Source organism: Nostoc sp., assembly GCF_036917235.1.
GTDB lineage: Bacteria > Cyanobacteriota > Cyanobacteriia > Cyanobacteriales > Nostocaceae > Nostoc.
In genome coordinates this window covers 57,421-79,656 of record NZ_JBALDU010000040.1, presented here as the reverse complement: position 1 = coordinate 79,656, position 22,236 = coordinate 57,421, and the positions used below count along the sequence as shown (strand labels likewise).

Annotated in this window: 16 protein-coding genes, 1 tRNA gene and 3 pseudogenes; 11 read left to right on the top strand and 9 right to left on the bottom strand. The window is 39.8% G+C overall.

Annotated elements, in window-relative coordinates; translation table 11 throughout:
• Positions 1-309: 309 nt before the first annotated feature.
• A pseudogene (locus V7K44_RS14345) lies at positions 310-757 on the bottom strand (response regulator); the annotation flags it as partial.
• Between the two features lie 2 nt (positions 758-759).
• A pseudogene (locus tag V7K44_RS14340) lies at positions 760-1,332 on the bottom strand (GAF domain-containing protein); the annotation flags it as partial.
• A gap of 720 nt (positions 1,333-2,052) precedes the next feature.
• Between V7K44_RS14340 and V7K44_RS14335 the strand changes: the two are divergent.
• Positions 2,053-4,992, top strand: a complete 2,940-nt coding sequence (locus V7K44_RS14335) for a hypothetical protein (protein ID WP_334932453.1) — start codon at positions 2,053-2,055, stop codon at positions 4,990-4,992.
• Positions 4,993-5,173: 181 nt separating this feature from the next.
• Here V7K44_RS14335 and V7K44_RS14330 read toward each other — a convergent pair whose 3' ends face one another.
• On the bottom strand, positions 5,174-5,617 hold the full coding sequence (locus V7K44_RS14330) for a hypothetical protein (RefSeq protein WP_334932451.1): 444 nt from the start codon (positions 5,615-5,617) through the stop codon (positions 5,174-5,176).
• A 411-nt stretch (positions 5,618-6,028) separates the two neighbouring features.
• On the opposite strand from V7K44_RS14330, the gene V7K44_RS14325 reads away from it, so the two are divergent.
• Positions 6,029-6,205, top strand: a complete 177-nt coding sequence (locus V7K44_RS14325; RefSeq protein ID WP_334932450.1) for a hypothetical protein — start codon at positions 6,029-6,031, stop codon at positions 6,203-6,205.
• Positions 6,206-6,261: 56 nt separating this feature from the next.
• On the opposite strand, the gene V7K44_RS14320 is transcribed toward V7K44_RS14325, so the two are convergent.
• Entirely contained in the window at positions 6,262-6,678 is a 417-nt protein-coding gene (locus tag V7K44_RS14320) for a hypothetical protein (RefSeq protein WP_334932448.1), read from the bottom strand.
• Positions 6,679-7,504: 826 nt separating this feature from the next.
• On the opposite strand from V7K44_RS14320, the pseudogene ppk1 reads away from it, so the two are divergent.
• Positions 7,505-9,714, top strand: a pseudogene (gene ppk1, locus V7K44_RS14315) (polyphosphate kinase 1).
• A 162-nt stretch (positions 9,715-9,876) separates the two neighbouring features.
• Positions 9,877-10,281: a response regulator gene (locus V7K44_RS14310; protein ID WP_334932542.1), complete on the top strand. Its 405-nt coding sequence runs from the start codon at positions 9,877-9,879 to the stop codon at positions 10,279-10,281.
• A gap of 140 nt (positions 10,282-10,421) precedes the next feature.
• Here V7K44_RS14310 and V7K44_RS14305 read toward each other — a convergent pair whose 3' ends face one another.
• Entirely contained in the window at positions 10,422-10,595 is a 174-nt protein-coding gene (locus tag V7K44_RS14305; protein WP_199784779.1) for a hypothetical protein, read from the bottom strand.
• A 401-nt stretch (positions 10,596-10,996) separates the two neighbouring features.
• Between V7K44_RS14305 and V7K44_RS14300 the strand changes: the two genes are divergently transcribed.
• Positions 10,997-11,566 (top strand): DUF2854 domain-containing protein, encoded by a 570-nt coding sequence (locus V7K44_RS14300; RefSeq protein ID WP_334932446.1) that lies wholly within the window; start codon positions 10,997-10,999, stop codon positions 11,564-11,566.
• Positions 11,567-11,599: 33 nt separating this feature from the next.
• Here the strand turns inward: V7K44_RS14300 and V7K44_RS14295 are convergent, their stop codons facing one another.
• A complete protein-coding gene (locus tag V7K44_RS14295) occupies positions 11,600-11,860 on the bottom strand; it encodes a chlororespiratory reduction protein 7 (RefSeq protein ID WP_334932444.1) in 261 nt (86 codons plus the stop codon).
• A 457-nt stretch (positions 11,861-12,317) separates the two neighbouring features.
• Here V7K44_RS14295 and V7K44_RS14290 point away from each other — a divergent pair, with 457 nt between their 5' ends.
• Together V7K44_RS14290 and V7K44_RS14285 are read left to right on the top strand one after the other, a co-directional pair.
• A complete protein-coding gene (locus V7K44_RS14290; RefSeq protein ID WP_334932442.1) occupies positions 12,318-12,518 on the top strand; it encodes a hypothetical protein in 201 nt (66 codons plus the stop codon).
• Positions 12,506-13,531, top strand: a complete 1,026-nt coding sequence (locus V7K44_RS14285) for a PleD family two-component system response regulator (protein WP_334836965.1) — start codon at positions 12,506-12,508, stop codon at positions 13,529-13,531. Before V7K44_RS14290 ends, V7K44_RS14285 begins: the two co-directional genes overlap by 13 nt.
• Positions 13,532-13,576: 45 nt before the next feature.
• Here V7K44_RS14285 and V7K44_RS14280 read toward each other — a convergent pair whose 3' ends face one another.
• Entirely contained in the window at positions 13,577-14,782 is a 1,206-nt protein-coding gene (locus tag V7K44_RS14280; RefSeq protein WP_334836840.1) for a histidine kinase, read from the bottom strand.
• A gap of 1,559 nt (positions 14,783-16,341) precedes the next feature.
• Between V7K44_RS14280 and V7K44_RS14275 the strand changes: the two genes are divergently transcribed.
• The 3 genes from V7K44_RS14275 to V7K44_RS33200 all read left to right on the top strand — a co-directional run bounded on the left by V7K44_RS14275 (position 16,342) and on the right by V7K44_RS33200 (position 19,294).
• Positions 16,342-17,739 (top strand): S-layer homology domain-containing protein, encoded by a 1,398-nt coding sequence (locus tag V7K44_RS14275; RefSeq protein WP_334932439.1) that lies wholly within the window; start codon positions 16,342-16,344, stop codon positions 17,737-17,739.
• A 317-nt stretch (positions 17,740-18,056) separates the two neighbouring features.
• Entirely contained in the window at positions 18,057-19,085 is a 1,029-nt protein-coding gene (locus V7K44_RS14270; RefSeq protein WP_334932437.1) for an SGNH/GDSL hydrolase family protein, read from the top strand.
• 53 nt (positions 19,086-19,138) lie between these two features.
• Complete coding sequence (locus V7K44_RS33200; RefSeq protein ID WP_442940690.1) at positions 19,139-19,294, top strand: hypothetical protein; 156 nt, start codon at positions 19,139-19,141, stop codon at positions 19,292-19,294.
• Between the two features lie 23 nt (positions 19,295-19,317).
• Here V7K44_RS33200 and V7K44_RS14260 read toward each other — a convergent pair.
• Positions 19,318-19,389: transfer RNA gene (locus tag V7K44_RS14260), tRNA-Thr, on the bottom strand.
• Between the two features lie 33 nt (positions 19,390-19,422).
• Here V7K44_RS14260 and V7K44_RS14255 point away from each other — a divergent pair.
• Complete coding sequence (locus V7K44_RS14255; protein ID WP_334932435.1) at positions 19,423-19,716, top strand: DUF3493 domain-containing protein; 294 nt, start codon at positions 19,423-19,425, stop codon at positions 19,714-19,716.
• Between the two features lie 517 nt (positions 19,717-20,233).
• On the opposite strand, the gene V7K44_RS14250 is transcribed toward V7K44_RS14255, so the two are convergent.
• Positions 20,234-21,928, bottom strand: coding sequence for a DUF1565 domain-containing protein (locus V7K44_RS14250; protein WP_334932433.1), 1,695 nt, complete (start codon positions 21,926-21,928; stop codon positions 20,234-20,236).
• Between the last annotated feature and the right edge of the window lie 308 nt (positions 21,929-22,236).

Genomic DNA, 22,236 nt, shown 5'->3' with positions numbered 1-22,236 from the left:
GTAGCTATCATAAAATCGAGTGTATAGCTTTGTTGCTCTATCAAAGCCATAACACTGATACGAAAGGGATGCCACCGCGAACTCGACGCCAATCTTGCGCCCAAAATTGCTGGGATATGAGTAACAATGCACCTAAGACTACTATATTGATGATTAACTTAAGAAACCAAGGCATATTGATTTAGCCAAGTTGTGAGTATCGCTAAAAGGAGTGTGTTAACGGATGCTCAATCATATCAAATCCAAGCAATTTGCATTTGCATCAATAATCAGCTTTTTATACTCAAATTTGATAATATCTCTACGTAATTATTCGGTTCCCAATAGTACTTTCTGTAAACAAAGCAATAATTCGTTGACAGTATAGGGCTTCGATAAAAATGTATTGACACCAATAGCTGCTAGTGCACTAAGCTTATTGTCAGACATGAGTCCACTGCTGGCAATAATTTTGACTTGGGGGTTGATTTTTTGCAAGGTACGCATGGCTATTAAACTATCCAGTGAGGGCAGCATAATATCCATGAGGACGGCACTAATTTTGTCTCTATTTTGAGCATATAGTGCGATCGCCTCAATGCCATCACTGGCAACTAAGATTTTGTAGTTGTGAGCTTCTAATGATGTTGTCGTAATCTCTTGAATGGCGGCTTCATCATCCACAACCAAAATCAATTCTCCATGTCCTGTTTGTGGTGGCAAATTTTCGGGGCTGCGTGTTTCTATTCCTCCCCACTGCTGGCAAGTAAAGCTTAAAGCTAGGCGGGTTTTGGCGGCTTCAGATTGGGCGCGGGTTGCTTGGTCGTGCGCCGTTAGTTTCTCAGTAACTTTAGATACCTCACTTACATGACGCCTGAGTTCGAGTTGGTCGATTACTAGGCGACTCAAACCCACAAACGCCTCCACTTGTTTTTGGCTTAGTTGCCTTGGAACTTGGTCAATTGCACACAGAGTTCTCAACATATCTCCCTGCGGAGTAATTAAGGGTACACCTGCATAAAACCGTATATATGGATAGCCAGTTACTACCGGATTACTAGCCAACTTCTCATCAGCTAGAGTATCAGGAACCACCACAACGTTACGCTGCTCTTGGCAAAGATAAGATAATCCAACGCTCCAAGGCATTTCTGATACATCTAAACCTATTTTTGCCTTAAACCATTGACGGTTTTCATCAATAAAATTTACCAATGATATGGGAGTGCCACAAATAAAGGCCGCTAACTGAGCAAGATTGTCATAGGTTTCTTCGGGTTCTGTGTCAATAATTTGATACTGGTGGAGGGCTTCTAACCTCGCTACTTCTGTATCAATATGTCTAGGTTTCATTAACTTTTTTTAATAAATATAAATGTGATATCGAGTCGTCAGCGTGATTATCTTTAAATTAGCTTAACGTTTTTTAATAATTATTAATTCTTTCCTCTCCTTTGACTGTTCAGGAAAGTCTGTTAAAAGCGATTCTTAAAGGATGTTTGAAGGATGTTTGAAAAGTTTTTTCGTAACATCTAAGCCTTAGAAACCTAATTTTCCCAGCCCGCTTGGCCTAAAACTCTAGTATTTCCACTACATGACTAAGAGTATCCTTAATTCGCTCAAGTCAGTGTACTGCGCGGATGTATAAATAAACTCCGCTAGCAAACAGCAGTAGTAATATGACAGTCACCGAAGTGTATCAAATTATCAGACAGAACTGAGTAGTCTGAAGTATATTTTTTACTTTATTTTTTAAGCTAACAGCCTTGAATTACGTATTTATACGGCTAAAACATGGCTCAATTTTTGAGTTGTGGTGATTTTGCTGAGGTTGAATTTTTGCTCAAGAATTACACTCTTGTTGCAGTAAATCTGCTTAATCCTATTTTATTCTTTGCGCCAGGATAAGAAATCAAACTTTTTTGACTACCTATATTTACTGAAACACTGTTGAATCCATCGAATCAAATAAATCAACAATCAATTCAAAGACCAAGTATTAAATAATGGTTAATTTTCGACATTAGCCAATGCTCAATAGTTTGAATCGCCAAAAATTTTATTCTGAAAACATTGAAAAATTCAAATCGAAAAGGTATCAATATCTCCCTAATGAGATTCAAAAAAAATGTAAAAATTCTTGGAATTTGTTTATTATATTCAACAATTTTATACAAAATTGTATTTATTAAATTACCTGCGATCGCTCTAAGCATAAACAGGCACAATAATATTGATTTAATCGCTAATCATAACAAGTCATTAATCAATTCCGATCAAAAAATAAAGAAATTCCAAAGCCAAGAACTGTTAAAACAGGCTTTAAGAAAGTCTAACTCTAACCTAGAGAAACCAAAACAGTTACGCCAATTCACCATTGCTGACGTTATCCCAATTGAAGAATACAAAGACAAACCTCCCAAGCTACCTGAAGAAGATGAAGAAAAGCCTCAACCAAATACAATTCAACCATCAAATTCAAATCCATTAAAACCATACACACCCCAGCAACAAATACTAATAGAAAAACTACGTCGAACAAAAAAACAACAACAAGTAATCCAAAAGAAAATAATTATTGACGCTCTGACGGCAAGTTCCAATCGGTATTCTTGGATTGTTAATCCAACAGATAACCTGACTTTTAAACCTCAATTATTTAAACCAAATGAAGACGAAAATTATATAGATACAGATTTAAATATCAAATTTTCTGGAGACAATCAGTTTATTGATAAATTTACTTATGCTAAATTTCCCAAAGATGACCAGTTTTACTGGGTTCTCGATAACAATAGATTAGTAATTGAGACTAAAGGTACACAAGCAGGTATTCTTGCCCAAGGTAGAGCTTCTGAAACTTACATTACCCAAAATATGACATCAACCCAAGGATTTTGGGGATTGCAAAATATTAGTACTTTACCTGTGAATTTTGATGAATTAGTTGGCGGAGCTAAAATTCAAGATTTTTCTATACTTTCTCTAGCAGGAGAACTAATTAATCCTGAAGGAATACCTGCTGGTAAAGTAATAATTAATAGCGGAATTAATCTTAACGATCCTAATGTCACAGTTCTGGAAAATACTACACCCATTATTGGAAGCGGTTCCACTTTTAGTAATGATGGTGGCGGATCTTTATTTGATTTCTTAGATGCTACTAATACACCTAAAATTTTACAAGCCTTTCCTACCACGAATTTAAAGCCTTTATTAAATGGCGGAAGCGTTCAACTCAAGCTAGGCGAAATTATTCCCGATCGTGTTCTAGAAGCGACTGGTATTTTATGGGGAAATATCTTAACGGGTGAAGGTTTTGGTTTTACTGCTCCTGTCTCTTCATTACCAGGTGTTAAGATTGCCCAGAGAGGCGAATTTGATAATTTTGATTTATTAAATATAGCAGTTAATCCTTACTTGACGCCACTTGACAGAGACTTATCTTATTTAAATTCTTTATTATGGGTATCTTTCGGCAAAAGAGACCCCATATTTAAAACTTTATCTGAGACACAAAAAACTTCTAATTGGCACAGATTATATGTTAACTATCCTCATAATCGTACTATTGTTCAATATGATAAAGAAAAAATTAGTGCTAGTTATTCTAATATTTTTTCTAGCCCAGGATTGTCTATCACAGCTAATTTAAGTGACTTTAGTATTGATAGTATCCAAACAGCTAACTCTACTTTAGGATTGGCATTAGGCGGAATCTTTGAATTAATTAAAATAGATAATATTAATGAAAGTTTAGCAGAAGCACGACAAAGCTTTAAAAACGGAGAAAGTTTTGTTGAATTAAATACAAAATCTACACCAAATCAAAGAAGACAAATTAACAACAGACTAAATCGTACTTTAGCTTATTCTAATGCAACCAGCGATCTAGAACAAGTCTCTGGAAGTATCACACTTCAGAGTAAAATCACTCCCAATAATTCTAGTATTTTGGAACTGAGAACAGGAAATCACAAACGCACAGTCCAATTTTTACAAAGAGATGTTGAACTTTTAGATCCAGGGGATACATTCTTTTCAACCCTCAGACTTTCTAATGAAAGATTTGGCCCTCTGACTTTCATAGGAAATCAAATGCCTTTGACTAATACTGATATTAATCCTATTAACGAATCTAGCGGTGCTGAAGTTATTTTGACTAACTCCCAAGGACGACAATTTGTACAACGATTTAATTCTGAAGATAACACTATAGTACCAATTCCAGTCCGCACATTTGATTTAGCATTCGATTATTTTGAACTCACCAGAGTCGATCGCATAGGTGTGAGTTTTAAAAGCTTTGATGGTTATCTATCTTTACCTTCAGTCGAATTATTAGCTGCTGGTTCTGCTGGGTATTTAAACTATAGCGCTAGCTTAGGAACTTGGTTTAATATAAATGCCAACTCAGCGCCTGGAGTTTCTAATAATAATTTAGGGTTAGCAGAACCATCTGTGGGTATATATGCCAGTATTCTGGCTAACTATATTAAAACTCATGTCCAGCTAAACTCAAATAAAAAACCTGTATCTGTCAACACTCACATACCATCATTAAAAATTGACTGGAATAGTGCATCAAATAGCAATAATCCTTTTTCCACTGTATTCAGCTATTATTTTAATCATCAAGAAAAAAATATAAGTTTTTCTTTAGCTCCTGCAATAGCTTTTATTCAAGATAATAGCAATGGTGAGTTTTTAACACTGTTTAGTGGTGAACTTAGCACTAGCACAGGTTTAAATATTAATAGTAACCTAGAGTTAGGTAAAAGCCTTTTTTATGAGTTACAAGGTTTACAAAAAGTTGGTATAAATTTCTCTGTTGGTGCTTATATTAAAAATTATTTTACCAAGAATGTGGGTTTAAATACCCGATTATCTGGTCTAAACTACGGAGCTATTTTTAGATATAATTTTACAGATAATAATATTTTTATAGAATCTAAAATTGGTACAGGAGAAAATGGACTTGATATGCAAATTCAAGGTGGTTATCGATTTTAATTCAACAATATAACAATATAGGAGAGTACTATTTTAGTATGTAAAAACAATCAGTACAATCCAAGGAGGTTTCTTTCCCTTTCTTTTTCCTTGGATTTTTCCTATTGCCTTTTGCTCTTTCCCTCTTGCCTAAGAATTATCAAATATCGTAGATGCAATAAATTTAATATAGTTTTTGCAACTATTCTAAAGCCCCTAAGCCATTAGTACTGTTGACTGTTTGAATGGGAGAGGCTGTATCGGGAATTAATGTTTGATTATTGACTGTTTGTAAAGTTGGATTCAAAAACGAATTGTTATTATTTGTGATTATTTCACTAGCTGTGCCTACTGTCAGAGATAAAGAAGTTATTCTTTGATTAGTCGCTCCAATATTTGTCAAAGTAGGCGTTATTGTTAGAGTCGTATTTGTGCCGGGATTTAAAAAATTATTACTAACAGGTAAAGAGAGTTCACCACTAACACTTTGATAAGCGCCGGAAGGCGAAACTATAGAAATAGCACCACGTGCCACAGCTTCTTGTGCATATACTGGCACTGCAATAAAGTTGCCTACACTGATAAAACCCAGCAAGCAAATGGTTCTTTTGATAGTTCTAGGCAATTGACGAAACACGCTATACATAATTTATTCCTCATGCTTTTTTTGATTGGCATGAGCAATATAGCGGTAACTTTTCAGAAAATTTGATTGCTAGACTACCAAAATTTGGTATAAGAATTGACACTTAGTAAATAAAGGCAAAGTCCAATAGGCAAATAACAAGAGTAATTATTGTGTTATTGTCTTGTGCCTATTGCCTTCTAGCTTCCGTCTTTTGGCTTTTGTATTTTACCTATTGGCTAATTTAAAAGATTTCGTAAAGTATCTATTTAAACAACATCAAAAGCCCGATTTCTGCAAGAAACCGGGTTTATATGGTAATATAGTAGATAAGTTTGGAAATACCGCCCCTCAACTACATTCAAGGGGCTGTATTTTTTTCTTCAATCTTTTACATCTCAGTCACTCTCTACTTTATCCCCTGTCAAAACTATGGATATAAGTAAAGGAGAGCCAGTCAAAGAATTGATTCGCGTATTACCAAATACTTTGATGCCAATGCCCAGCATGGGGATAGTCGTAGACGTTTCGTCTCAACTGATGGCAAAATTTTCTCAAACAATACCCAAACAGAGGTTGAAAATTAATTCAAGAAGTGAAAACATATAGAGTAAAAGCCAATAGCTTTTGACACTATAGTGATTTTCTGTCAGTTAATAATCAGTCTATTCTAGACCGCCATTAACACTAGCTGCTCTGACAAGGGCTGCTAGGTCTTCAACTGCTGTAACAGTACCGGCATCAATCTTGGCTGCAATAGCTGCTTCGATTGTAGAACTGGGTGGTGAGACCAAGTTTACAACTGCACCTGGGTCTATTGTTAAAGTAACTACGCTTTCGTCATTTGCACCCGCGGTACCGCTATATGTAGGTGTAATAACTAACGCTGGTCCGGTGAAATATGCAGAAGTAGGTGCAGTTAACTCAGCACTGACGCTGACAGAAGCACCTGATGGTCTAACAATTGTAACCGCACCACGAGCAGCAGCATCTCCTGCATTTGCAGGTGCTGCAAATAAATTACCAACACCAACCAAACCTAATACACAAACGCTGCCTTTGAGAATTGCAGAAACTTTCATGATTAACAAACTCCCCGTGTTGTTTCTCTTTACGTTCTCAATATAACCATTGCCTGCCAAAAAAATCCCAGTAAGAATACTGAATTTTAGATAAATTACAGAGGTCAGAAATTAAAAAAACTAATAGATGGAAGTAATGGCGTGGATCTGAATAAAAGCTTCAAAACATCATATAAATAGAGTCGCAGCAAGGCTTATGCATAATCGGTAACTGTATGAAATTCGTGGCAATAATCACCAAATTTTGGGTTTTAGAAAATCAAATCTAGAAAGTAGTGGAGGTAAGACTTGAGACTGCTTTCAACACCCCAATCTATGTAAACGCTGCTTAATAATTCGTTAAAACTTGTCAGATATGGCTACGTCATATCTTTGCTAAATCTTAAGTGTATCTTTATGGTTAATATGCTGTGGGCAACGATTTGAATCCCCAGGCTGATGGCAGTTATTGTATGGATGCAATATGGCAGATAACTATACGCCAATACCACATTCCACAAAGTTGAAACCGATTATAAAATCTAGTTATAGGTTGGGTGGGTAGGGTAATTATCTGGAAAATACCCAAGGCGATCGCGCAAAGCGTCCAAAAATTTCTTAGTAATGTTGGCTTTCGTGTCTACACAAGTTAATTTTTGAATCTTTGACTAAAGTTATTTAAATACAAATAGATTTTTAAAAGTCTGATGTCTGTCCTTTACCAGTAGTGAGTTAGATAATAAGCACAGCAAAAAATTGCCTCAGCGTTTTGCTCAAGCACCATTTAACTTACTATATTTATTGTCCCCCAGTTGAATGGGCTACATCTGCCTGCCTTTAGGTCATTATGGCAAAATCTAAGAAAAGCGCTACCCCCATCAATCTCAGCGATCCACAATATTATCTTAACCGAGAGTTAAGCTGGTTAGAATTTAATGCCAGGGTATTACATGAAGCCTGTGACGATCGCACCCCACTTCTAGAACGTCTTAAGTTTTTGGGAATATTTAACTCTAATTTAGATGAGTTTTTTATGGTGCGCGTTGCTGGCTTAAAGCAACAAGTAGAGGCAAAAGTTAGCCTGTTAACTCCCGATGGTCGCACACCACAACAACAGCTAGACGATATTAGGTCTACCCTCACTCCCCATGTCAACAAACAGCACCAACATTTTGAGGAAGTACTTCGTCCTCTACTAGTAAATCATGGCATTCATATTCTGAATTACATAGATTTGAATCAAAAGCAGCGGACTCATCTCAACAGCTATTTTGAGGAACAAGTTTTTCCAGTTTTGACTCCTCTGGCTGTCGATCCTAGTCATCCCTTTCCTTTTATTTCTAATCTCAGTTTAAATCTGGCTGTTGTGGTCAAGAACCCAGACACCGAAGAGGAATTCTTTGCCAGAATCAAAGTCCCTAGTGTTCTCCCACGATTTTTACCGATACCGCCTGAGTTGGGAGATCAGAACAGCGAAAAACCTGCCCACTGGACTGGAGTACCTTTAGAACAGGCCATCGCTCATAACTTGGAATCTCTATTTCCAGGGATGAACATTCAAGAATATCATCCGTTCCGCATTACCCGTGATGCCGATTTGGTCTTAGAAGAAGATGAAGCAGATGATTTGTTGTTAGCGATCGAACAGGAATTGCGAAAACGGCGTTTAGGTGGAAGTCCAGTCCGGCTAGAAATTCAATCCCAAACTCCGGAAATAGTGCGATCGCGATTATTGCAAGATTTGGAATTAACAGAAAGTGATGTTTACGAGGTAGATGGTCTTTTGGGACTGCGGGATTTAATGTACTTTATGTCCTTGCCATTGCCGGAACTCAAAGATCCACCACGCCAATCTGTTGTACCATTACGGCTGCAAAGGCTGAGAGAACCGAGTTTAGACCCAGATGCGCTGGAGACGGACGAAGGAAAGGACTTTTTTGCTGTAATTCGGGAAAAGGATTTACTAGTACACCATCCTTATCAATCCTTTTCGGCTACAGTAGTGCGCTTTATTACCCATGCTGCCTACGATTCGAATGTGTTAGCCATCAAGATGACCCTTTACCGGACTTCTGGTGACTCGCCCATAGTCAATGCCTTGATTGCCGCTGCCGAAAATGGCAAGCAAGTATCTGTGCTGGTGGAATTAAAGGCACGATTTGATGAGGAGAATAATATTTACTGGGCAAAACGGCTAGAAAGAGTTGGAGTTCATGTCGTCTATGGTTTAGTCGGGCTAAAAACCCATAGCAAAACCGTCATGGTGGTACGGCGCGAAAAAGACCGGATACGTCGCTACGTGCATATTGGGACCGGTAACTATAACCCTAAAACAGCACGACTGTATACAGATTTGGGATTGTTTAGTTGCCGTGAAGAATTGGGTGCTGACATCACAGATTTATTTAATTTCTTAACCGGATATTCCCTGCAAAAATCTTATCGAGAGTTGCTGGTTGCGCCTGTGAATATGCGCGATCGCTTTTTGGCACTAATTCACCGCGAAATCGAAAATGTTCAAAATGGATTTTCTGGACGGATTGTCGCCAAAATGAATTCCCTAGTCGATCCAGAAATTATCGCCACTTTATATGAAGCTTCCCGCGCTGGAGTGCAAATCGACTTAATTATCAGGGGTGTTTGTTGTTTACGCCCAGGAATCAAAGATATTAGTGAAAACATTCGTATCATTAGCATTGTCGGTCGCTTTTTAGAACACTCTCGAATTTATTATTTTCATAACAATACACAGGAGGAGATATATATCGGCAGTGCTGACTGGATGCGTCGCAACCTAGATCGCCGAGTCGAAGTAATTACCCCAGTAAAAGACCCAGATATTGCTAAAGATTTGCAAGAAATTATGGGAATTATGCTCGCAGATAATCGCCAAGCTTGGGAATTACAAGCTGATGGTACTTACATTCAACGGCGTCCTTATGATGATTCTCCAGAAGCTAATTCACAAAAAATTCTCATGAACATGGCATTACGCTCAAGTGGTGTAGTCTCAGCCTGATTGATAAAAAAATAAGTTACTTATACCTTGACAACTAGCTCAACTTAGCTATTTTTGGAAAAATTGAATTTTTTGAGCAGTTGTCTAAGTCGTTTATCATAGGGTTCACACAAGTTATTCAACCATAGGATAGAGTCAGTGCTGGTACTTGTTCTCATAAACTGGAGAGGCTATTCTGAATAAATTTGTCTTTCCCCTCAATGTTAATGTTATCCTGCGAGCTTTCTACCTTGCGTGTTTTAGTAGTTGATGACCACGAACTGACTCGTTTAACCTTACAATTGGTTTTTTCTTGCCAGGAAAATATTCAAGTAGTAGGTTTAGCCAGTAATGGTGAAGAAGCTATAGAAATGGTTAAACGTTGCCATCCTGACGTAATTGTTCTAGATTTACAGATGCCAGTCATGGATGGCTGGAGTGCGTCCAGTCACATTAAAGCTATATCTCCGAACACCCAGATTCTTGCTTACTCCTCAGTGGAAGACGTAAATTTTCACGGGACAAAGGCAATGTCTAGCTTTGATGACGTTTGCAAGAAAGATGTACCTACAAGCGAACTTATTGCCTTAGTTAGGCAGCTAGGTCAGCGTGCAGGAGATGGTTAAGTGGCAGGATAAATGATGCAGTGATGTTGCTTCGCCAACTCAGGCTTAGTTCAATTTTGGGGATTTGAAGACATGATACTACTAAAAAACGTCGGTCTAGCCTAAAGTTAAGGTGAAACCGACGTAATTTTTGATAACTTCTACTCTACTGGAATGGTGCGTCTAAATTCATCAATTAGTTCATCCAGTTCTTCCAAAGCCTGATTTACATCTATTCTCAAAGTTCCCAGGTTTGGTTGCTCCAGTAAGCTTAATAGGTAATCGCGTTTACTTTGAACTGCGACAATTCGTTCTTTTATAGTCTGTAAATCCATTATTTTTTTCCTATCTTTAACTACCTTTAAATTTAAAGTTAACTCAAAATCTAATATTTTGGCACACTATACGCCGTTAGTAGTCAACTTAGAGCTACCTGCCTTCCCTACGAGATGCTGCGCAAATAGTAGACTAAGGAAAAATTGAGTGTTTGAAAATCACAAAGACAAAAGTGGGTAAAGTCTCGTTTAAACGAAGCTAGTGCTTTGGGCGGAAATGCTTGACTTGTTGGCTCTTGGTGTGTTGCCTTCCGGCTCTTTAGCAACTCCCGTGCGGTTTAACCGCCTTAATATGGCAATGCTGAATACTAGCGCCTGGGGACGATGTTCTTTCCTAATTTGTTGCTCATAGCCGATGATAATAAAACTAAGGTATTCAGACTTTATACTAATTTAAGCTCATGCTACGCCAAATCTCTTTAGGAACACTCGGTCTAACTATCGGTGGCATATTAACCATCATTGGCTTCGTCGCCTATGCTGATAATAATGCCACACTCAATCTTGTCGGATTTTTTTACGGGATTCCTCTATTATTGGGAGGGCTGGCACTAAAAGCTAATGAACTTAAGCCAGTACCATTTACCCAAACTACGTCACCATCAGCATTGATACTGCGCCAACAGCAAGCAACTGATACGCAAAATAAAATTCGCAAAGACATCACCCGATATTGCTACGGTCAAGACGCTCATCTAGATACAACACTTTCTTTTCTGGGTTTGAGTCCCACCGATCAGGAACGACCAACAGTCACAGGGTTACGAGAAACAGAAGTTGATGGGAGCTATGCCCTAATTTTAGAATTTGATTCACCGTTAATACCAATTGATGTGTGGCAAAAAAAGCATGAAAAAATGACCAATTATTTTGGACCTGGATTGGAAATTCAAATAATGCAGCCATCTGAAAATACAATTGAGCTAGCGCTAATCAATATTCAAAAAGAATCACTAGTCACCAGTCAGTAGTTAAGAGCAAAATCTTAAGCATTTACCAAAAAGTTACTTTTCTAAACGAACTGCGTACCACTGTAAATATTTTCCAGGCCCAATATCTAATTCGCAACTAGTGTCAATTAAATATTGGGCTTGAGTTTCCACAGTATCAAACTTTTGCAAGTCAGGCGGTAAATCTTGAATTATGAGTTGTTGAAGAGTTATTTTGAGCTTTTCTAATAGCTCTGATGGTGTCATAAATTGTTCTGCCTGATTTGTTTCTAGAACAACAAAATGATCCTGCTGGTACATTAATGAGTCTGGCATTTTAAAGATTTAGCGAAGGTCAATAGGTTTGGATGGTTTTTGTAAGAACTTTTGCTTGTTTGTGTAATCAGCTTGAGTTCTGGGTGGTTTATGGCTAGAAAGAAATGGTTATGAAGTCACTTGAAAATAAATTTTTGCACTAAGTTTTATCTCAATCTTATGTAATTATACTAAACCTCAGCAAGCCTTGTCGGATAGACTAAATAAATTTCAGTCAGGTGATATTAGTATTTAGTATTAGCTATCTTCTGAGGGTACTTTGACAATTGCTTTTCCTTATCTCACTAGGTTTATAAACTAACTACATAACTAAATAATTAGGGTGTGTATTTGTAATTCTCAAAAAAATCGTAATTTGACTTTAACAATAGGGAAATATAAAAGTAACATTTTCTCCCATAACCATCGCTGAACAAAAAGGCAGCAATTGCCTTCGTGTTCCAATTACAGATTGTCTATGCAACTTATTTATCTACCGCTTGCTTGGCCCAACAACATTGGGCAGTCCATTGTCAAAAAACAGTTGATTGTGAAGCCAGACACGCCTTTGCCGCAAATTCTGGCATTGATGAAAATAGCGATCGCCCCCATGCGATTGAGTTGCACAGCCTTTTTCAGGATAGGTCCGCAAGTGGAAGGCAACTCATGTCAGGCATAAGCCCATTTACTGTTTCTAAGCAACCACCACTGATACTAGTGGCTGATGATGACAAGACCATCCGGGTATTGTTGCGTAAAGCAATGGAACAAGAAGGTTATCGAGTAGTTGAGGTCAATGATGGTAAGCAATGTTTAGATGCTTACGAGACTATCAAACCGGATATAGTTTTGCTAGATGCTGTAATGCCTGTGATGGATGGCTTTACCTGCTGTAAGAACTTGCTCCAGATTGCTAGGAATAATTTAATCTCAGCCCTTGCCACTTTTGATACTGACTCGACTCTTAACAATACAGTCATCTCCAAGATATGGGAGCGCACTCCCATCTTGATGATCACATGCTTGGACGATGAGGAATCTGTAAACCGTGCTTTTGAAGCGGGAGCGACTGATTATGTCACTAAGCCAATTCACTGGCCTGTATTGCGCCAGCGGTTGCGGCGACTGCTACAGCAAGCACAAGTATACAAACAGTTAGAGGCGGCAAACGAAGCTTTGCATCACCTTGCCAATGTAGATGGCTTAACTGAGTTGGCTAATCGTCGCCGCTTTGACGATTATCTCAATACTCAATGGATTAATCTCGCACAAGAGGGATTTCCCTTGTCAATGATTTTGTGTGATATCGACTTTTTTAAATTTTATAATGATAAATATGGCCATCCGGCAGGGGATGTATGTTTACAAAAGGTGGGCGCTGTCTTAAGCCTTAAGGCACAAAAACATCAGGATTTAGTAGCGCGTTATGGTGGCGAAGAATTTGCTGTAATTATGCCATACACTCCTGCATCTGGCGCACTTCACGTTGCCGCCGCAATCCAAGCCGGAATCAAAGATTTGCAAATTGTTCATGACGGTTCTGCTGTAAGTCAGCACGTCACTCTCAGTATGGGCGTGGCAACTGTTGTCCCGACTTGGGAATCTTCACCTTCAGAGTTGATCGTGCTGGCAGATAAAGCACTCTATCAAGCAAAGGCCGGGGGACGCGATCGCTTTGTCTCAAGTTCTTAATTGTCATTAGTCATTAGTCATTGGTCATTTGTCAATACCCATTAGTTAAGAAGGATAAACTGGCAGTGTGAAGTGAAACCATGCTCCGTTATTGGGGGCGGAATCCACCCAAATTTGGCCATAATGTGCCAAGACGATGCGTTGGCATAGACAAAGGCCAATGCCGTAACCTTCTGTACCTTCATCCCGTTGCAGGCGAAAGTGGTTTTCAAAGATGCGATCGCGATTCTCTACAGGAATACCAGGCCCAGTATCGCCAATACTAAACTGAACTTTTTGGGTAGTGCGGTGCAATCCGGCGATGCTAATCTTGCCACCTTCTGGGGTGTATTTGATAGCATTATCCAACAGATTCACTAGCACTTGCCGGATACGTTCTGGATCGGCATATACATAAGGTAAGTCGTTGGGAATATCTGTTTCGACCTCTTGGGATTTGGCGGTGTAGCGATCGCACAACTCTTCTAGTACATCTAAGCACAATTTACCTAGCTGTACCTTTTGTGGTAAAATAGGAAACTCCGTATCTTTGCCACGACCTACCTGCAAAAGGTCGGCAATCATCCGATCGATGATCTTCGTTTGATTACGGGCTTGTTTTAATAGATGCGCTGTCAAGGATGGTTTGAGGCGTTGAAATTGGCCTGTCTCTAAATTGTAGTTAGATTGGAGAGTTTCGATGGCGATCGCGGCGGCAGTTAGGGGATTGCGGAGATCGTGTGCCAGCATCGCAATCACCCGATCTTTAAACTGTAGCTGCTCTTGGAGGTTATCTTTTTCCTGTTTTAAGCGAAAAATTTCGTCTGAGAGTCGGATGAGTTCGGCAGAAACAGCAACTGAACGGATAGTGGATTTGGGTGATGTCACTCTAGCAGTATCGTCTATCCGTTCTTGTAAGTCTTCTTGTAATTTCAAATAGGCGTCTACAGCGGCTTGCCAGCGAGGCCACCAGTTTTTCAATTGCGCTATGATATTACTCCCAGCCAAAACCTGTCGTGGTTCCGGGTGAATTTTGATTAAAGCTGGCGTTGCTACCAATTTAAAGTGTTCTGCTAAGTAAGGTTGTTGTCCAACATCAATAGTTTGAAGTTCAAAACTATACTCAGCCTGCAATTCTTTTAAGTAAGCACGTATTCGCTGCACCTGTTGACGGGACTTGGGGCGTCCATCGACAAACAGTAACAGCTGGAGTGGAGCCTCAGAATAAATAGGCTGATCCTGGGAAACTTGCATGTAATCGTGTTTCAGCACTGGTAACAACCCGGTGACGCTTTACAGAAAGTAAAAAGGACTGACGGTTGTCGATGGTCGTTGTTTTTTCTTCTTAATATCTATTTTAGATTTTCATATTCCTATCAGATCTGTGTTTTTGACATCAGACATATCTTATTCAGCCTTTTGCTCCCTTTTGGTTAACTTCATCTCCAAGAAACACCCAAGCCCCTTGAATATAAGTCTTAATTTGCCCTGAATCAAAAATTTTCACCAGAGCCAGGAGGTGAAAGGTTTAATGGTATGTCAAATCGGCTAGTACAGCACCATGTCAATTTGAGTACTCGCTTTAAGCAAGCGATGTCTACGACGGGCTACGCCTACGCCCAAGAAAACACTGATGCTAATTGTATCTAATCTATCAGGAAGCTGTTAACTGTTCAGACCAAGTTTGTAGAGTTTTTTTTCAACCGCCAGTGCATTTGATGAAGTGTCTTTTTTGCCTCAAACCAATCATTAACTAGGATTGAGTAAAAACAGCCATATCTAACTATGTACTACTTCTATAACTTGCGAAGCGCACCTTCCAGCTTTCCTAAAAGAACCACAGCCCTATCCCAGAATAACAGGGGATGGCTTGATTGAGGGAAAGTTTTGGATAACATAGAGGCGATCGCGCACTTTTAGAGGAAGCACTCACTGCTTTCGAGGTTGTCAAGAAACCCTTGACTACAGCACAAGTGGCACTTTCTCCAGAAAATCAATTTAGAAATACTAGGGAAACTGCTGCGACTCTTGACTGCTTTACCTATTTACCCTAGTCGCCAATAAGAACGAACTTACGCTAATTTCCTGGAATTGTTTAACACTGGCATTTTCCAGAGATTGCCTTACTCACCTTACCATCGTCAGATGAATAATTTCCAGAATCGGTTTTCAGCCAGTGTTAATGAACTCGATCTATTCCCCTCTTTGGGTGAGGCTAAGGGGGGCTTTATTACTAGTCTATCACTTCAGTTGCTTGGGGTAGGCATCGCATTACAACTAGTGCATCTGGAAGTAGATTCCAGCTTTTGCTAGCTAAACTGTTTTTTGACCAGTTATCAATCAGTTATCTGCTCTACAACTTGGATGTTTAGGTAACTATCTGAAAAATTGGTTCACGATCAAGTATCGATCGGTTTGTAGTCGGTGGCTCAAGTCCTCATCTAAAGACTAAATTCTTTACTACAAACTTTCAACTCATGAAACTCCTATAGAGCAAGGATTTCAGATTTATTGATGTTTTTTATCAAAAATGTTAGTTTTTCAGAATTTTAGGGAATTCTATAAATAAGCATAGGAATTATCAAAACCTAATGGCTGTAAAACGAAGACAATACGGTAGCTTTTGCTACCGTTTACTCATTTTTGGAGATATCATCACTAACATAGACATTTAGGAAGAAGACGTAGTAAGTCGGTAGTGTCTTTTGGTGATTATAGAGAGTCAGAGGAGAGCAGGGCAATAAAGGAGAATAACCGTGTCCCATGCCCCATTCCCATTTAATGGACAGTCTGCGCTAGGGTAGGAATTGAAACTCAATTTGTGATTTCCTGTGCTTCCCTGTAAACGTCCAGCTGTATTTCTAATTTGGGCTGTTATACTCACTTCGTTAACAGCCTGTGCTAATAGTCCAGTCGCCAAAAACCTTGAGCAATCTTTGGCGGCAGATCCGAAACTACAAAGCGATGGTGTTGTCTTTGGAGAATCCCCAGGTAATCAACCGCAAGCACAGCAAAATGAATCAGCAGTTCAGTTACCATCTGATTTTCCTAAAGATATCCCTTTATATTCCAATGCCAAACTACAGGAAGTTACACCTGCTAGCGGCTCAGAAAACAAAGTCTCAACTCGTTGGTTAAGTTCTGACCCCAGTAATTTTATTGCTAGTTTTTATCGCAGCCAGTTTCAAACAAATAACTGGCAGATTTTACAACAGCCGACAGATGACGCGGGAGGAGCTTTTGAGGCACGTCGCAACGATTTGCTGTTGAAGGTTTCCATTCAGCCCAAATCAGTTACTAACGCCACACCTAATCAACCCCAAACAGCCACTGAATTACTGATTGATTACGTACCAAATAGTACTGCAACAGCACAACCTACTTCAACTACAAATCCTAACGAAACTGCTAACGCCGTTCCTCAACCGGGAAATTCACAGTTCATTGGCCCAATACCATCCACAAACTTGGCAGCACAGACACCAAGCACAACAGCTAATAACCAAACAATCCCTACAGCCACCCCTAAATCTCAGGTATTCAACGATCTGAATAAGGCACCACAAGAATGGCGGCAACATATCGAAGACTTGGCTGCATTAGGTGTTTTATCTATTGAAGCAAAAACAACTAAGAGCAACTCCACGACCACAACTAATCAGTTTGAACCCGGTAAAATCGTCACACATCGAGAATATGCTCGTTGGCTAATTGCTGCTAACAATGCTGTATATACCAACAATCCAGCTAAACAGATTCGTTTGGCATCAGAAAGTACTCAACCAGCTTTTAGTGATGTGTCAGCAAAAGATCCTGATTTCCCAGCAATTCAGGGATTAGCCGAAGCTGGATTAATTCCCAGTCCTTTGTCTGGAGATTCTACAGCCGTTTTGTTTCGTCCTGATGCACCTCTAACGCGAGAACAATTGCTGCTGTGGAAATTACCCCTAGATAGTCGCCAAGCTTTACCCTCTGCTAACTTAGATACGGTCAAACAAACCTGGGGTTTCCAAGACGCAGCGCGAATTGACCCCAAGGCTTTAAGAGCAGTGTTGGCTGATTACCAAAATGGCGAACAATCGAATATTCGGCGGGTGTTTGGTTATACGACTCTGTTTCAACCCAAAAAATCAGTAACTCGTGCTGAGGCTGCTACGGCTTTGTGGTATTTCGGTAGTCAGGGTGAGGGTGTATCGGCTACTGAGGCTTTGAAACTAAAGCAAAGTTAAAGCTATGTCTACGACGTGTACCTGATTTAGTTGCAGTTAGTCCAGTCTCAGCATAAAAGTGGGCAATTCCGCCCTTTAGTACAAAAATTTTGCTATTTCTTTGTAATATACCTATTTTTCATCAAGAAAATGTAAATCTAAGTGTTTTAAGGGTTTTTACCTGTGTTTCATAAATTTTTGAGGCATAGTTAAGTGAAACAACGTAAATTAACTCAATAGACGTACTTAATTTTGAAGTATCTCAAAAGAGTAAGTTGTGAGACTATCGCCCTTTCATTGCTTTGAAACAAGTTAAAAAGACCATAGGTAAAACAAATATGAAAAAACAAGCTGTAGCAGCAGGATTTGTTCTATTTTCTTTCATGTTGCCGACCCAAGCTTCGGCTGTGAGTTTTGATCGGCTTTATGTATTTGGCGATAGTCTTTCTGATACAGGCAATATATATAATGCTACTGGGAAAACATTCCCTCTAAGCCCACCTTATTTTGAAGGACGTTTTTCCAATGGGCCGCTCTGGGTGGATTATCTCGGAGAGCAGCTAGGTTTAAAGCCTACTTTATTCACTACTCTTCCTTCCACACCTGCTACCCAAGGGATAAACTTCGCTTTCGGTGGTGCTAGCTCTGGTTCAGGTAACGCTGTCGTTCCTAATCCAAATTTACCGGGAGTACTCCAACAAGTCCTTGGTTTTGCTGGAACTCTGCAAGCAAATAATCAAACTGCTGACCCAAATGCACTTTATACATTGTGGGGAGGTGGGAATGATTTCCTTTTTCTTAACCCCGAAGACTCTACCACGCCAATCAGTAATATATCCCTGGCGTTGAATACTCTGGTAGGAGCCGGCGCGAAAAATATTTTGGTGTTTAATTTGTCAGATTTGGGAAAGATCCCAGCAGCTAAAATTGACGATCGCAACCCTGCAACCCTTAGTAAATCGACTAGTGAGTTTAACTTGGGTTTAGCAAAAACTGTGAGCGCTTTGAGTCAAAACCCAAATCTTAACATCATTCCTATTGATACTTTTTCTTTATTTAATCAGACCAGTGCATTAGGTTTTACGAATGTAACCGAGTCTTGTCTATCTAGGCTAGATATATGCGAGCCAGCTAACAACAAGTTTCTCTTCTGGGACGATTTCCACCCAACGACTGCTGCTCATAAGTTAGTAGCAGACGCTGCACTGGCGGCGATTGAGGCTAAGTCTGTTCCTGAACCTTCGATAAACTTGGGGATTTTAGCCCTTAGTGCTTTTGGTGCGGTAGGAGTGCTGAAGCGTCAACAAAAAAGGTCAGCAGGGCGGGTTATTGATGCGCAATTTTCTCATATAACAGTTAAAAACTAAACTAATTGATGTGAGATTGCGATCGCTTATTTGGAATACTTGAAGAATTAGCTATGCACCATTCTCGGAGTGGTGCAGAAACCGAGATTAACCAGTTGTTGATGCAACGATTTGCGGCGCTGGGTGTAGAAGTCTGGTGCGTAGCTTGCCGCCGTAGACATCGTTTTCACACCTATTTGGCTAGATGCTTGATTTATGTCAAACTCTAATTATTGAGCAATACTTTTATCAAAGCCGATGATGGGATTTGAACCCACGGCCTGCTGATTACGAATCAGCTGCTCTACCACTGAGCCACATCGGCGTACACAATCTAAGAGTATAACATGATTTAATCATGGTGGATCAAAATCGCAAAAATCGTCTTAACCCCGAACAATACGCCAGCCTCAAAGCAGAAATAGCTGCTCCTTATCGCGGCTTACGACAATTTTTCTACATCGCTTTCGGTGCTTCTGGCTCACTCGGTGCATTCGTCTTTTTTTTCCAAGTGCTTGCCGGACGCAATGTTGAGAGTGCAATGCCAAGTTTAGCTCTGCAAGTAGGAATAGTTGCCCTAATGGTCTTCCTTTGGCGCTGGGAACAGCGTCGGCAACGAAGCACCCAATCGGGTAAAAGCCCTAATTCTTGAAGGCAGTTCACCAGTTGAAATTCAAACTGGGCATCGATAACCCTGTGTTAACATTATCGCCACAACCCTCAGACTATGGCAATTTAAAAAACGTTAATCAAACTTTTGAGAATGTGGAAATAGTTGATTAATTGCTTGCTCAACTAACCTGAATACAGGTTCAGGATACAGCGATGGGTTTTGGGTGACACTCATGCTTCACGTTCAGATAGCCATTAAGCATAATTTTATCGTAAGTTACTGATTTCACTATCTGAGCTATGAGAGAGAAAAAATAAAAAAATTATTAGGAAATTCCAAAAAGCAAAAATTTCTGGGAAAATAAAAATCATTGAAACGGGGTTAGCTTATATAAATACCCTGACCATAAACCTAATCACATTCAAATGGGGTCGGCTATATTTAAATACCCCAAATTTTATATTTAGAAAAACTCAAAATTAAAAAGATCGCATTAATTGGAAGCGCCAGACTAACAAATTATTAGTCTGGCGCTTCCAATTTGCTAACTAGGCATTTATTGGGCTGTTACCAAATAAGATGAAGGAATTGGTTGGGCACGTCCAGCATTGACGAGTGCCTGGTAAACAAAGGCAGCAACCTCGGCTCTAGTCGCCTGACGATTAGGATTTAGTTGCTTCACTGTGGGATAGTTGATTACTAGTTGCCGTGCAGTTGCCGCAGCAACAGGAGCGATCGCATAATTAGGAATCTGGGCCGCATCGGTGTAAAAAGAAAGGATATTTTGATTACTTGCAGTTAAGCCCAAACCATTAGCTAAAGCAACTAACGCTTGTACTCTGGGAATTTGCTGCTGTGGTTTAAAAGTGCCATCGGGATAACCAGAAACAAATTGACTCTGGTAAGCAGATTGAATGGCAGCGTAAGCCCAGAAATTGCTTGCTACATCCTTAAACTGAATGGCTGCACGTTTAGCTGCTGGTTTTAGGGCTTTAGTGACAATAGTGGCGAATTGAGCGCGGGTTACAGGTTCATTGGGTTTAAAGCTGCCATCAGGAAAACCCGCAATAATATTTTGGGAGGCTAAGGCTTCGATGTAGGTTTTTGCCCAGTAATTTGCTGGCACATCTTTAAAGGCAACAGGCCCTCCAGGGGGTACGTCAACACTGGCGGCAACAAAATCTACTGAGCCAAAAATCTTTTTCTGATCGATATCATTGCCAACAGCGACAATCTTACCTGTTTTGGTAGCGTTGTTCACATCATAACGAGTGTTGTTGCGAATAAGATTGCCACCAGGATTTTCGTTAGTGCCAAGGTCGGGTAAAGCACTAACAGTTGCTACAACTCCATCCCGCTTATTATTTTGAATGACATTCTTACGCAATACGGGCTTCGCTGACTCTGAGATAAAAAGACCGTCTTGGTTTTCGATAATTTGGTTTTCTACAACTAGAGGTGTGGAAGTGCCACCGATCGCAAGACCAAAACCGGTATCCTGAAATAAGTTACTCCGAATTTCTCCTTGGGCAGTTTTAGCAATTGAAATCCCATTGCCTTTGTTTTGCACAAAGAGATTACCTTCGACTTTGGGATTGCCTGTACCCGTAACAAAAACACCCTCTCTGACACTGTTAGTAAAAGTACTGTTTTTGATAATCGGATTAGTTGACTCTACCCACACACCCGTACCCCGGCTATTTGGGTTAGTAACGGTGACACCAGCGATCGTGGTATCTTGCTCGGCCAGGATGGTAATGTCCTGTCTGGCAAAGGTGCGACTAGTGTAGAAGCCTCCACCTGCAATCAATATCGCTTGACCTTTTGTAGCTTCATCACCCCGCAGTGTCACCCCTGGTTTAAGTAAAAGCGGGAAGGTTTCACCACTTTCCTGGTTATAGTTACCAGGTGCTAATTGAATAACAGTACCTGCTTGGGCTTGACTGAGAGCGAAACTTATGCTTTTGTAGGGTGCAGATGAGGTGGCACCAGCACCAGCCCTATCTGCACCAGTTGCTGAATTAACGTAAATTGCTGCGGCAGTTGCAGGAGCTTGCGCTGTGATAGTTGGGGCGATATTTTCTGGATGAGTGGCACCAGCATTAACCTCATTAGGTAGTAGTATTGACCCACTAGAAACAACAAGTATTGCCGTTAGTCCGGCTCCTACGCGCAAAGTATATCTGAGATGACTGCTAGAAAGAAGGCGAAAATTTTTCGCTAGAGAAATGTGATAACCCCGATATTTCATTTTTTGAGTCTGTGATGTGCTGAATTACGGTATGTCGAACAAGGTTAAAGGTAGCAGCTTTGTAGCTGCTGTAAAACCCATGCAAACTATACTGGATGATTAGCACTGATTCAGCTAAATTCCCTAGATAGATCACAGAACTTATACATTGCTTATATTTAGGACTTACGCACAGTCATGGAAAATCAAACCACAGAGGACACAGAGGAATAAAAGGTAGAGAGTTTTTTTGCGTAAGTCCTAATATTGTGTTATCTAGAAAATTTTCTTATGGGTACTATGGGGATGAGGCGATTTTTAGTATTATT